This is a genomic window from Legionella sp. km535 (assembly GCF_003990085.1).
Lineage (GTDB): Bacteria > Pseudomonadota > Gammaproteobacteria > Legionellales > Legionellaceae > Legionella > Legionella moravica.
The window spans coordinates 94,627-108,989 of the sequence record NZ_RZGU01000002.1 but is presented as its reverse complement, the minus strand read 5'-3'; the positions used below and the strand labels follow the sequence as shown (position 1 = coordinate 108,989).

Below are 14,363 nucleotides of genomic sequence, written 5' to 3'. Positions count from 1 at the left end.
GTTTTGTTTGTAAATATATTGACCTATGCAAAGTCTTCCGACTTAAGATCGATTCTAACCGCTAACTCTTTGGTTTTTGCGAAGATTCTCTCTCTGGAGTCGTTATTTCGGAGTTCAGAGCTTGCGGTGAATGATCGTGACTAAAAAACGAATGGGAAGAGGATGCCGCTGAACTTTTTGTTGTTCCAAAATATGCCTTCAGGATCATCCGGGATTCCGGATTTTTTTCCCCTAATTGAAGTACGGTTTCGTTGTTGGTGTTTTTTGCCATCACGGCATTTCTCCTTTCTTCTTCTGTAAGGCAGTCAAGAAGGATTTTCAGGGATTCCGGTGTCTTTGTCGCCTTGTGCAACAGAGTGACTTGACGATAGCTTTTCCCCAACACGGCGGCAGTTAACGATTCTTGCGGTAGGCAGCGCAGTAATATTTTTAGGGATTCGGGATTTTTGATCCCCGCGTACAGCACTGTTTGACCTTTCCAGTTTGTTGTTAACACCGCCTCAGCTCTTCTTTGTTCTGGTATGTAGTCCAGAATAAAATTCAGCGAGTTCGGATTGATTACCACTTGGTGCAGCAATGTGCCGTTTTTGGGGTTCTTTGTCATCACGGCTGCTGCCTTTTTTGCTTCCGGAAGGCAAGACAAAAGGAGTCCCAAAGATTCTGTAGAGTCTACTGCTTCGTACAACACAGTTTCGCCGTAGCAATTCATCTGCATCAAGGCTAATGACTTTTCATCCTCTGTCAGACAGTCAAGAAGAAGTTTTAGTGATAGCGGGTTGCTTGCCGCGTAGAACAGAACAGAGAAGTCGCGCTCATCGTTCATCATTACGGCAGTTGCCTTTGTCGCGTCCGGTATATAGGCCAGAAGAAAACTGAGGTAGTTCGGATTGTTTGCTGCATGGTGCAGCAGGCTTTTGCCATCCCCATCTTTGGCCAATACAGCCTCTATTTTTTTATCATCGGGCAAGTTGCTGAAGAACCATTGCATAAATGATCTATGGCCGTTAAGCAGTGCCGCTCCGAGAGGAAAATACTGTAAATACCTTACGAGGTAGTTTGCACCTTTTGCGAGAAGGGCAGCGGCAAGAGGGATGTGCCCCTGAACTGCCGCAAGGTAAATAGGCGTTAACCCCCAGCGATTCGATGCGAGAGGATTGAAATCAGGATGCTGTATGACCGCTTGAATTATGGTTTGTGGTACGTCGTTGGATACCGCAAGGAATTTTGCGACATCAAGGCTGGTGACCGGGGAAATATTCCCTGGCGTGAATATTGGCGGTATGGTTTCTGGTACCACTCTGTTAGCAATATGTTCGACATAGTCAAGGAGCTTATCCGGATAGGAGGCATGCACCAACGCTAGCGCACCTAAGTCCTGCGCTTCATTGAATCGATTGCGCAAGAATTGCAGAAGGATGCGAAGATTCATACTAAATGTTTCTGACCAGGTGTCCTGTGAATAGCAGAGTGCATGGAGAAGGATACGGTTTATCTGGTAAGGCGTAATATCGAGTACTCCATCTTCACTCATTTGGTCTGTCCACGTCAAAAGCATCCGATCACTGACGTGAATTGCAGGCATGGTGTTCTGTGTTTCGGTATTTTCCTGCAAAAAAAGCTCAAAAAGCCTGGTGAACAGATTCGCACGCACCATTATCTCTGCATCTCCAGTTGTGGCAAACCAGTTGGCAAAGTAGTTGTTAATAAAATCGTGAAAGGCAGAATTTTTCCAAATCCCCAATCTGCGCTCAAATGCCTTCAGATTGCGATCAAGCAGGCTGATGTCAGAAAGAAGATCGTGCAGGGAAGGGGGTTGGTTTGCGATGCATTTGGCCAGAAAATCTATAGACTCGGCCCAGGCATGATGGTCTTCTGCGGGAGTATCGACTATGTTCAGAAGTCTGTGGTGGGTCTGATACTGGTGAAGGGCGTCCAGAAGGCGGAGCAGCAGATACACCTTCGCAAAGGCGTCGGTTGAATTCGTCTCCGCCTCATTCAGTGCTTCGGGCAAGAAATCCGGGCCTCGGAGCCAGCAGATCATTTCTTGAGCTATTTGTTCAGCTCCACTAACTGGAGTAGTGTCTATGTTTAACGCGGCATTCTTTAACTTTGGATGGTCTAACGCAGCAAGAAGTGGCGTGAAATTGCAGGGAATGGTTTCCAGTCCTTCCATTGAGCAATAATTCGCAATTTTTTTCATCATGTCTTGGTCAGGTAGTGTATCAATTTCGTGAAAGCGTGAAAGCACCAAGGTCTGGACGACTTCAGGACCACCGGCGGTTACTATTGCCTCTTTTACCAGTTCGGGCATGCCTCCGAATACCCACGGCAAAAACAGAGACTGGAACTGCATGTTGAATTTTTGGCGCTCCTCTCCCACTGGGTCTCGCCCTTCGGGAAGAGTAATTTCCATCTGTTCGCCAAGCACTTTATGAGTCATGAAATCAAACAGCGCTTGGAATAACAGATCATCTGCATTCAGCGGCAGGCGTTTGCCTTCGTAGCCATTGAGTGCCGTAAGCCAGGCGTGGCGAATCCCGGTGGCGCAGATGGGTGGGTATGCGGTAGCCAGGGCATTGTTGATGCGATCGAATTCCTGAAGACGCTGTCCTCGCTGTTTTCTGGCATTACTTCCAGCTGGCACAGGCCAGACTTGCTCATCGGTATCGATTAAAGCGGAAAGTACTATAGTATAGACCTCTGGCAATGGCATGTACCATTCCTCGGACATTTCCGAACCACCCTCTACACGTGTGAGAGTTACCCGATCTAACTCCGGGTTCAGAGAGCGAGGGCTTAGGGTTGTTGCTAGCCAGCTTTGGGTTGTTTCGGTGAGCAAAATTGATTTTTTACGGCTATTATAACGCCTCATGATATGCTTCATACGCGCTTGCGCTGAAGCATGTCCTTCAGCGCTTAGAGACATGGGTGATGATTGCGATGAGGTAGATGTAGAAGACGTCGAAGAGCTTGCACCGCTGCTATGAAAGAGGTATTTACGTGCAAGACGAATGGCGAGCGATGCCGCTGCATTGGATACAACCACATCATGCGTGCTTTGCTCATAGTTGACTCCACTGGCAATCTGGCGCTCTCTGGGATCAGTCATAGGATGTTTGCCTTCTACAAATATAAAAAATAGTGTAATAATATAAAAAGTTTAATTTGTAAACATTCTGATTCAGGAGAGATTTAAGTCAGCTTCAATCCTTTTTATTAAGGTACTTGAGTAAAAGAGGTTGTTTATCGTAGCCAGTTTTCTATCGCTTCCATTGTTTGTTTATTGATGATAAAAAACTCTTCATAAAGTTTTTGGGGAATTCCGGCTTTTTTATCTTTGAAATAATGTTCCAATGCTTCACAGGCGTAACGCATGCGAATGGTTCCAAAATACAGAGCGCTGCTTTTCATTTTATGGGCGATTTTTTGTACCTGAGTAAAATTTTGTTTTTTCCAGGCTAGATCCATTTCATGGAGATCCTGTTCGGTTTGAGTCAGCAGCATTTTTAATAGCTCGGGAAGAGCGTCTTTGGTTTCTACATGCTCCAGTGCGTTGTTTATATCCAGCAAAGGATGTTGCTCAAAATTAAGGAGTTGGTTAAACGAAGCATGATTGATTTTTTTGGACTTTGTGTCTTTTTTATGGTCTAACACATACTCGTTTAATAAAGCAGCGAGCATATCCTGTCTTATGGGTTTGGTCAGCATTTTGTTAATCCCCGCTTTTAAACCCTCTGGTTCAGCATCGGCTATGGAATGGGCTGTTAAACCAATGATAGGCACGGGATTTTTTCCTGCTTTTTTTTCATATTTACGGCAGAGTTTTGCTAGAGTTGTACCGGAAAAATCGGGCAGACCAATATCGGTTAATACCAGATCAAAGGACTGGGTTTTAAAAAATTTCAGTGCTTTTTTACCCGTTGTTGCTGACTGAAAAGTACAATGGGCATGTTTTAGTGCATTTTCTGCCATTTTGAGCGCAATGGCATTATCTTCTACGAGTAAGATGACCGGGTTGCTTTCATTTAAATTTTTTGAATTATCCCTGTATAATGGTTCCAGAACTTCAGCATCAAAAGACGCGGATATTGATTGATTCCCCCTTGTTGTCTTTTCGTTTTGGTGGAGAGGATTCTGGGCAGGTATGGTCACGGGTATGTTGAGGGTAAAGGTTGAACCAGCTCCAGGAGTTGAGTCTACTGTAATATGGCTGTGAAGGATGTGTGTGTATTGTTTGACTATGTGTAATCCTACACCATGTCCGGCATAAATTCCCTCATAAGAAGGAGTGCCGCGATAAAAGCGGTTGAAAATTTTCTCTTTATCTTCATGTTTAATTCCGGATCCACTGTCTTTTATATAAAAAGACAATATCGTTTTTTCACCAGAAGACTCCTTGAGTTTGACTCCAATTTCAATAAATCCTTTTTCAGTGAACTTCACTGCATTTCCTAATAAATTCAGTAAAATTCGATGCAGTTTGGTTTTATCTGTTTCTATGAACACCGGGACATCATGTTCAATAGTCATTTTTAAATCCAGATTTTTCAGTTTAATGGTCGGTAACTCCAAATCTGCAATATTCTGGATTAACTCGACTACATTAAATACAGACAAGTTTACCTGATTTTCTTTTTCACTGCCGGTTGCAATAATATCCAAAACACTATTGAGCATTGCCAGCAATTGTTCACCACTGATGTTGATCAGATGGGCATGATCCTTTTCTTCCTTGGTACGCACTGATTCCTCCAAAATGGTGGACATACCAATAATTCCACTCAACGGGGTACGAATGTCGTGACTCATATTGCGGATGAATTCATCTTTTGCCTGATTTGCTGCCTCAGCTTTTTCTTTCGCCTGCTTTAAGGCTACCAGCAATTTTTTTTGTTCTGTGATGTCAATTGATGTTCCTACAATACCAATAATCGTTCCGTCGTCATCGCGTAAGGGGGCTTTGATCGCCGTAAAGTATTTGGTTTCTCCGGTTGATATATCCTTGATGACTTCTTCCTGGGATAAAATCATTCCTGTTCTCATGACCTCTTCATTATGGCGTTTGATGTAAGCCGCCATTTCTTCCGGGTACAGTTCAAAAAGGGTTTTACCCACATATGCCTCAGCAAACCGTGCTCCAGTTGCTTTGAAAACGGCTTCATTTCCCCCCAGGAGAACGCTGTTTATGTCTTCCCAATAAATCGGTGCTGGTAGAATGGGAGCTACGATTTCAAGTAGTTGTAGAATGCTTGATTTTGACATGCTCTACCTCCCTTTTAATGTACTTTCGCACGTCTTCATTGGTTACTGTGTCCCATACAAAACCGAGCTGTTTCAGGATTGCTTGTGTTCTGTCCTGAAGTATTTTTATTTGCGTTGTGTAGCGATGCTGCTCGTTTAACCAACGCCTGTGAAGCAAAAAGAGTTCAATCGATTGGTTGTATTCTTTATTTTCTAACTGATTGATTATAGAGGATATAAACTGATTAATGGAGACCTTTTCAACATCAAAACTGCTGTCTTGAGTGAGAATGTCTCCCAAATTATAAGGTTCAGGATTAAAAACATGGAAAATTGAGTTACTTAATGCCTTGATATCAAAAAGTTTTACAATGGCTTGCGCTGTTAAATCGACCGGTGATATCTCTTCCATGCCAATTTCAGGTGCCACCATTTTCAGGTTGATTAAACAGTTCATCCGTGTAAAAAAACCATTGTCTTCAATATTTTCCTGCCCACGATGAGAATTGGCGATAAAGGCTAAATTACCCACACGATATATCGAACCAAGAATCCCATGCTTGCGATATTTCATTACAATTTTTTCGCCTTCATATTTGGTTTTTACATAAATATTGGAGCGATCTTCCATATTATCGCCGTCATCATCTTCTGTAAAAATATGATGATCACAGTTTGGAATGTACCCTTCATTTAACACCGATGAAGTGGAAATATAATGAAACTGTTTTAATTTGGTTAATTTGGACAATTCAAGTAAATGACTTGTTGCCTGAACATTTGCTCGATAGAAGGTATCATATTCCCCATAATGTTTAGTCAGTGCAGCAGAATGAATGATGCTGTCAATTTGTGTAACCAGCATTTGATAGGTTTCTTTTGATATTCCCAGATCTTTTTGTTCCAGATCACCTGCGTAAACAAACAGGCGCTTGTTCAAGAATTGATTTAAATGGTGTTCAAAATAGAATTGATACTGTTTATTGACCCGATCGAAAGCCTGTTCATCAGTCTGTGCTCTAATCAATAAAAAGATACTGTAATTAGTAGATGTTAACAGGGTGTGGAGTAAATTACATCCTAAAAAGCCCGTGGCTCCAGTGAGCAATACATTGCTTAGTGGTGCTTTTTCAAATGGAACATCAAGTTGTCTTATGGATGAATAATAAGAATTCAGTTTGTTTTGAAATCGGCTTTCATTGTAGGAACAAGGGTTTTGTGCTTGTAGTCGATAAGCCTCCTTGATGGCTTCCAGATTTTTTTTCAGATTATCCTTAATAAAAGGGATGTCTCGAGCAATTTTTTTAGGTGTTTTTAAATTAAAGACATCAGTCACGTTAATATTAAAATTGGCTTGTAAATTGGCGACAAGGCTGATGGCGATTATGGAGTTTCCGCCAATCTTGAAGAAATCATCGTCAATACCCACTTGTCTTAAAGACAATACTTTGGCAAAGGCATCACAGACCAGTGATTCTTTGTTATTGGTTGGTGGTGAATAATGATTCATTGGGGCTATTTCAGGAACGGGCAATGCCTGCCTATCGAGTTTTCCATTCGGTGTTACAGGTAAATGGGTCAAATGAACCAATACGCTGGGTTGCATGTAATCGGGTAAGTGTAATGCCAGATATTCCTGAATTTTACGGTCATCAATGGGGTGATTAGCGACATAGTATCCGATTAAATATTTGTTAGGTGTTGGATTGTTTTCGCTATCAATCAGGTGTTGAACCAGTACTACGGCTTGTTGAATATTAGGATAACTGCTTATCGCAGCTTCAATTTCTCCTAGCTCTATGCGATAACCTCTGATTTTTACCTGAAAATCATTACGCCCGATGTATTCTAAATTCCCATCAGGACACCATCGCACCAGATCTCCTGTCTTATACAGACGACTGTTCACATCCTGAATTTGTTCTTCTTCAGATTGGAAAGGGTTAGAAATAAACCGTTCTTCGGTAAGTTCCCTCTGGTTCAAATAGCCTTTGGCTACCCCTTGACCGCCAATGTACAGTTCTCCAGGAACTCCTATTGGTTGAGGCAATTGATCGGCATTTAATACATAGGTTGTTGTATTTAAAATGGGTTTTCCAATCAAGTGAACTTCATTGCTTTGAATCTGTAACCCGGTAGCATAGATGGATGCCTCAGTAGGCCCATAATAATTATATAATTTTGTTTTATTTGACCAATACTGGGCTGTTTCTTTATCACAAGGCTCGCCAGCATAGATAATTGCTTTCAATGACGGGTATTTAATTCTCGGTAAATTAGCCAGCAGTACGGGGGGCAGGTAGACGTAGTTTATTTCATTTTTAATAATGTATTTACTGGTTAATAAGATATCTTGTCGCAAGGTATTGCTTAACAGATGTAATTCATCACCCTGAATTAAGGGAACAAAAAATTCGGAGACGGAAACATCAAAGGCGTAACTGGTAAATGCAGTAATTTTTAATGCAGGGTGATCGGTATCACGTTGGTACACTGCAGCGAGTGCGCGTAGAGTGTTAATTACATTCTTATGTTCTATCATTACCCCTTTAGGTTTACCAGTGGTTCCACTGGTATAAATGACATAAGCAAGGTTTGCACTGGTATCCGCAGTAATGATGTTGGTATCGTCGAATCGTTCCAGCTCCTGTTGAATTTTATAATGATCAATGGCGATGATTTCCAATGGGTCAAAACGGGATTTTGATTCAAAGCCAGGATAGGCCGATTGTGGTTTTATTTTGTCTCTATGATGTTCATTTAATATAATGATGTTTGCTTGAGTATCTTCAAGAATATACTCTATGCGTTCCTGCGGATAGCTGAGATCTATCGGTACGTAAGCCCCTCCAGCTTTTAATATTGCCAGAATTGAGATCACAGTTAATTCATTTCTATCCAGCAGTAAGGCAATCAGATCATCGGGCTTAATCTGGTGGCGGTTTATCAAATAATGAGCCAGTTGATTGGCCTTTTTATTGAGTTGATCGTAAGTTAATTGGGTTTCTTCAAATACCAGAGCGATGTCTTCAGGAGTTTTTTGTACTTGCATTTCAAACAGATCAACAAGGGTTTTATCCTGTGGAAAGTTCTTTGCTGTAAGATTAAATTCATACAAAACCTGTCTTTTTTCTTCGGGAAAAGTGAGGTCAATTTGTGATAGTAATTGGTTGGGATCGTCCAATAATTTATTCACGAAATTAAAATAGCGAGAAAGCAGGGATGAGGCAACCTGTTTCGGGAGCGAATCGGAGAGGATGTCTGCGCTAAAATGGAGAGTATCCTGATGTTCTCTATATTTGATACATAACAGTGAGTTGGCTATTTGTGCATAGGCTTTGCTCGATATCTGTCCTTCTTGCATGATCAGATCAGCCGGTTTGGCGAGATTGGAATTGGAAAAATTTGATACAGGACCCAGGTTCAGTTGATTATGCAATTGTAGGGTGGTCAGGTGTTTAAAAAAAGGCATTTTGTCGCGAAGCATGTTAACGAGCGATAAATAGGTCTCCTCTTCAGAGAAGCTCAGCGGCAAAACCAGGGTATTTATAAAGCAGCCGGGAATGGATTTATTTTTTCGAATATTACAAGGATAATTAACCAGAATGCTCTTTTGATTATTCAGTTTTGCAAAAAAGATACTCCAGGCCAACAAGAGCAAATTGAACAGGCTTATTTGATGGTTCTTGCTTGTACTTAATAATTTGTGCATTAAGTGACTTGGCATTTGCTCTTTGTAGTAAATGACTTCCTGATTTGGCTTGTGTTCAGAATAGTCCATATGCTTTGCAATGTGATTGATTGATTGAATGTAGTGTGTCAGTTCTGCATCCTTACTTTCAGTAACTAACGGTACTTCTTGCTCCAGCAGGGTGATGTATTCTTCCGGAGTGTCTTTTTTGATGGATTGACCTGCAATTAACCGATTGAGATCGTCAATGAAGTGTTCCAGAGTGTTGGCATCCATTAGGATGTGATGAATATTAAATAATGCGATATAACTCATATCATCGGTGATGGTGATGATGTTTAATCGAATGGATGAGTGCATACCAAGTTCGTGGCGTTCTCTTACCAGTGTGTTTTCAACCGTTTCAAGATCTGCTCTTGATGTTGTTACATAGTGTATTTCAGGGGGAAGATTTGTATGAATACGTCCTATGACCTTGTTATGATCTAATTTGAATGTTTGTCTTAAGTACGATTTAGCTTTAACTAGCTCCTGCAATTTTTCAATTAACAGAGTAATTGATTTTTCGTTATGCAATTGATAGGAGAAGCACAGGTTATATCTATTGATCTGCCTATCGATTTCAAGTTGGTGAGCCATCAAGAATGGTAATAAGCTGTTATGTGCAATATATTTTTTCATAAAGTACCTGTTTTTGCATAGAGCATTGGCGATTGAGCTGTGTTAATAGGAATTTTATTTTTTCAAATCGAGTTATCGGCTTTTACGAGAAAATCTTAATGAATTGCATTTATAATGATTTGTTCGTATTGATATTGCGCATAGGACATCTTTTACCCTTGAATACAAAGAAATGATCTTAATTTGCTTTACTGAGTCACAAATAAATCACATTTTATCATAATTTATTTGTATGTATAAATTTTTGTGTGTTAATAAAAGAGCATCGAAGAGGAGTTGATCTTTTTAAGTCAATTGTCATTTTGAAGCAAAATTGAATACAATAGATCCTTTTGTCTGGATAAACCTATTTTATGCTAAATGAAGCAATATCAAAAATGCCTGAAGCTTTTGAATCGAAGATACTGCTCCGGGGATTAGAGTACTTCCAAAATGGCCAGGTACTTAATATTCGCTTGAGTGATGGATTGTTAAAAGGACGAGTTAAAGGCAGTACCAGCCAGATTTACGATATTCACATGGATTTGAAAACATGGCCAGGCAAGCCTGCCCGTTGCTCATGTCCCTATCAGAGTAATTGCAAACATGCGGCCGCCTGTCTTTTTGCATTAAGAGACAGGGAAAAAATGAATCTTCAGTCGCAAACGGCTGGCAAATTGGATAAAAAACTGGATGTTTGGTTGAAAAATCTACGAGCTCAAGAAGATACTGCAGTTAAAAAGCAGGAAGCAACCCATCATTTAAATTATTTAATTTCAGTAAAACTTTCAGGTTATGAACATAAAGTTTCCATCAGACTGGCCTTGGCTAAAATTTTAAAGCGCGGCGGTTATGGGAAGAAGATTGTTTTTAATAGCTTACCGGAATCTAAAAAACAGCACTTTATTGATCAAGACGATGACATCGTCGCACAATTATTGTTCAAATGTGGTGCATCCGGTTGGTTTGATCAGTTAACAATACGTAATACAGAATTATTGGAAAAAATTATTGCTACAGGACGTGCCTTTTTTGTTGAAAATGAAGACCTGCCCATTGAGTTGGGTGAAACAGTTACAGGAACCTGTGAGTGGGTACTGGCTGCTAATGGAAATCAGCGATTACAATTAATGCATGATGGTATCTGTCTTGAACCTTTACTGCTGGATGAAAGTTGGTATTTTGATTATTTCAGATCCGTGATGGGGCGTTTGGTGACCCCTTACCCTGTAAAGCAATTACGTCATTTATTGGAAGCACCGCCTATTCCGATAGAGCAGGCGGAGCTGTTAGCTAGAAAAATGGAAAAAACATGCCCGGAGTTTCCTACACCACACGTATTTCATAGCCGTGAAGTCAAAGAAATCCAGCCAACACCTGTATTGACCCTGGATACAATTAATGAGTTTGATAGCGAATCATCCTGGTTTTATGAACGTGATGAAGACATTAATGCGGTATTCATCGCAAAGGTCTCCTTTGAGTATAATGGTTTGATTATACCTTATGCTGAATCTTGCCTTAATGTTATGCATCAGCAAGATGGTGTGTTGATTGAATATAAGCGGGACAAGGATTTTGAACAACTGAAACTGGAAGAATTACAGCAATCCATTGAATTAAGACCAGCCCATAAATGGGAGGAACTCAATTGGAGTTGTGCTGAGCATGAGTATTTCGTGCTTGAACACGTGACGGCGCCTGCCGATCTTGAATCGCTTTATGCCAGATCATTGCCTTATTTAAAAAATCGGGGTTGGCGGGTTGAGTTTAAAAGCGCGTTATACCAGGAAATAGTCACCGCAGAAGATGTGGAGTGGTATTCTGATATTCAGGAAAGCACTACCGATTTCTTTTCCTACCAATTGGGTATTTTAGTAGAAGGCAGACCGGTCAGCATCGTGCCTTTGGTGGCAGAGTTAATCCAACGATACAGCGGGAATGATCTGGATGGTTTGCCTGATGAACAGCTTGTTAATCTACCTCTGGAAGATGGGCGGGTTTTGCAACTACAAATGGGTCGTATTAAGCCCTTGATTCGTTTGTTGTTTCAATTTGGATTGCGTCAAATAGACGAACAGCATCAATTACAAATCAATAAGTACCAGTTTATATTAATGCAGGAAGCCGAACTGGCACTAGCCGCAACGAAATCACGTTGGCAAGGAGCCGAGTCATTACGAAAAGAACTGAGTCAGTTAATTACATTGACTGATTTACCCGACATTCCAAAACCCTCAGGGCTACAGGCCAGTTTAAGAGATTATCAACAATATGGATTAAACTGGTTGCAGTTTTTACGGGTCAGTAAATTCAGTGGGGTTTTGGCGGATGATATGGGTTTGGGTAAGACAGTTCAGACCTTGGCTCATTTACTCTATGAAAAAGAACAAGGACGATTGACTCAGGCAACCTTAATCGTTGCTCCTACCAGCCTTGTTGGAAATTGGTTGGCAGAAGCCCAACGATTTACCCCTGAGTTGTCTGTTGTTGCCTATCATGGTAGTGACAGGCATCTGGATAATTTTGATGACTATGATTTAGTCATTTCGACTTATGGTTTAATCCAACGAGATAAAGATAAATTCATTAATTACCAGTTTTATTATCTGATTTTGGATGAGGCCCAGTTTATTAAAAATGCACGCACTAAAACTACTCAGATTATTCAACAATTAAACGCAAAGCATCGATTGTGTCTTACAGGAACACCTTTGGAAAATCATTTAGGTGAACTGTGGTCTTTATTCCATTTTCTGATGCCCGGTTTGCTGGGTGATGCAAAACAATTCAGGCTTTGGTTTAGAACCCCTATAGAAAAACACGCAGATTTAGAGCGAAGGGAGTTGTTAGCCAGAAGGGTTAAACCCTTCATGTTAAGGCGAACGAAAAACCAGGTAGCTAGTGAGTTACCGCCTAAAACTGAAATAACACGAACTATAGAAATCGTGGGGCCGCAACGAGATCTATATGAAGCAATTCGTATGAGCATGGAGAAGAAAGTCAGAGACGCAATTGCCAAACAGGGTTTAGGCAAGAGCCATATCTTGTTGTTGGATGCACTATTAAAATTGCGCCAAGTCTGCTGCGATCCCCGATTGTTATCTCTGCCGGAAGCCGCGATTGCTCATGGTACTTCCAGTAAATTAGAGACCTTGATGGAGTTGTTGGATAGTTTGGTTGAAGAGGGGCGGCGAGTATTGGTTTTCTCTCAATTCACCTCAATGTTGCAATTAATCGAAGAGCAATTAAACGAAAGACAATACGATTATTTGAAATTAACGGGACAAACCCAAAACAGACAGGCTTTGGTTGATCAATTTCAAAAAGGCATCATACCAATATTTTTAATCAGTCTAAAAGCCGGTGGAACTGGGCTTAATTTGACACGGGCGGATACCGTAATTCATTACGATCCCTGGTGGAATCCTGCCGTTGAAGATCAGGCAACGGATAGAACGCACAGGATAGGTCAGGAAAATCCGGTTTTTGTTTATAAGTTAATAACTTCTGGGACTGTAGAAGAAGCGATCTTGGGAATGCAGGAGAGAAAACGGTTGTTGGTCGATGGAATTTTGTCTTCGGATGCGTCGAAGACGTTGACTTTGACGGAAGCAGATCTGGATCAGTTTTTCATGCCCCTCACTTGAACGGGCATATTTGGTGCATCTTGCACGATCTCACCCACTAAAAAATGCTCACATCTCAATCGAAATCCCGCGGCGAAGACCGCGGGATCCATGATGGTGGCATTGAAGTATTAGATCCCGCGGTCTTCGCCGCGGGAATTCGTCTTAGATTGATACAATGGCAGCTACCGGATGCTGAGACATTGTTGCTCCATAATGTCGGTGTGCGCTTTTTCATCGGGCGAGATCGTGCAACCTGCACTCAAATCTGCCCGTTCAATACGATTTGGCGGATCGTGTACAATCTCACTCACTAAGAAAAGCTCACATCTCAATCGAAATCCCGCGGCGAAGACCGCGGGATCCATGATGGTGGCATTGAAGTATTAGATCCCGCGGTCTTCGCCGCGGGATTTCGGCTTAGATTGATACAATGGTAGCACCTCTGAATCGAAGCTTATAGTTTGTGCATAAAATCCTGGTTGTGAGCAATCAGGCAGCTTGATACTGATATTTTTATGATGAACCGTATGCTCTTAAATTATTGATAAATATATGAATTAAAAATAATATTGGCAAAGTTGTTAATCATAGCTTATGCTTTTAGTGGTTGCTAATCATGGAGAATAGTTATGAACGTTTGGAAGTCACTTTGTGGTTTTTTGATCGCAGTATGTTACTTGCCTTTAGCCATCGCTGCAGGCTCACCTGCTGGAACCTGGACTACAATTGATGATAAAACAGGTGCCAAGAGAGCTGTAGTTAATTTGTCTATCTCTAATGGTGTTTTAAGTGGATATATAGTTAAAGTTTATCCGCAACCCGGTGATACTGGTATTTGTTCAAAATGCCCTGGAGCATTCAAAGATAAGAAAATTCAGGGAATTGGTTTTATCTGGGGATTAAAAGACGAAGGTAATGGTGTTTGGGGTGGTGGATCAATCCTGGATCCTAAAACGGGTAAAATTTATAAAGCCAAGATGACCCTTCAAGGTAACAAATTGTATGTAAGAGGTTATGTTGGAGTTTCTGTTCTGGGTCGTACTCAAACCTGGGTCAGATAACTCAATTTTAAAAAATAATATAAAAAGGCACACTAAAGTGTGCCTTTTTTATTAAAAGCACATTACAATGATAGACCT

5 protein-coding genes are annotated in these 14,363 nt (G+C 41.0%); 2 read left to right on the top strand and 3 right to left on the bottom strand.

All coding sequences use genetic code 11. The annotated features are described in order from the left end of the window. Nucleotides 1–61 precede the first annotated feature (61 nt). From ELY21_RS01790 to ELY21_RS01780, 3 genes are all read right to left on the bottom strand, one after another. The gene (locus ELY21_RS01790; protein ID WP_127106343.1) at nt 62–3,109 is read right to left on the bottom strand and encodes an ankyrin repeat domain-containing protein; all 3,048 of its coding nucleotides are present in this window, start codon (nt 3,107–3,109) and stop codon (nt 62–64) included. A gap of 134 nt (nt 3,110–3,243) precedes the next feature. Further along, a complete protein-coding gene (locus tag ELY21_RS01785; protein WP_127106342.1) occupies nt 3,244–5,262 on the bottom strand; it encodes an ATP-binding protein in 2,019 nt (672 codons plus the stop codon). Further along, nucleotides 5,231–9,613: a non-ribosomal peptide synthetase gene (locus ELY21_RS01780; protein ID WP_127106340.1), complete on the bottom strand. Its 4,383-nt coding sequence runs from the start codon at nt 9,611–9,613 to the stop codon at nt 5,231–5,233. Before ELY21_RS01780 ends, ELY21_RS01785 begins: the two co-directional genes overlap by 32 nt. 353 nt (nt 9,614–9,966) lie before the next feature. On the opposite strand from ELY21_RS01780, the gene ELY21_RS01775 reads away from it, so the two are divergent. Both ELY21_RS01775 and ELY21_RS01770 read left to right on the top strand, forming a co-directional pair. Beyond that, the gene (locus ELY21_RS01775; protein ID WP_127106338.1) at nt 9,967–13,242 is read left to right on the top strand and encodes a DEAD/DEAH box helicase; all 3,276 of its coding nucleotides are present in this window, start codon (nt 9,967–9,969) and stop codon (nt 13,240–13,242) included. Between the two features lie 611 nt (nt 13,243–13,853). Continuing rightward, nucleotides 13,854–14,285: a DUF2147 domain-containing protein gene (locus tag ELY21_RS01770; protein ID WP_127106336.1), complete on the top strand. Its 432-nt coding sequence runs from the start codon at nt 13,854–13,856 to the stop codon at nt 14,283–14,285. Nucleotides 14,286–14,363: the final 78 nt, after the last annotated feature.

Coding starts and splice junctions, on each gene's coding strand:
- ELY21_RS01775 (WP_127106338.1), top strand. CDS start 9,967: ATGCTAAATGAAGCAATATCAAAAATGCCTGAAGCTTTTGAATCGAAG.
- ELY21_RS01770 (WP_127106336.1), top strand. CDS start 13,854: ATGAACGTTTGGAAGTCACTTTGTGGTTTTTTGATCGCAGTATGTTAC.
- ELY21_RS01790 (WP_127106343.1), bottom strand. CDS start 3,109: ATGACTGATCCCAGAGAGCGCCAGATTGCCAGTGGAGTCAACTATGAG.
- ELY21_RS01785 (WP_127106342.1), bottom strand. CDS start 5,262: ATGTCAAAATCAAGCATTCTACAACTACTTGAAATCGTAGCTCCCATT.
- ELY21_RS01780 (WP_127106340.1), bottom strand. CDS start 9,613: ATGAAAAAATATATTGCACATAACAGCTTATTACCATTCTTGATGGCT.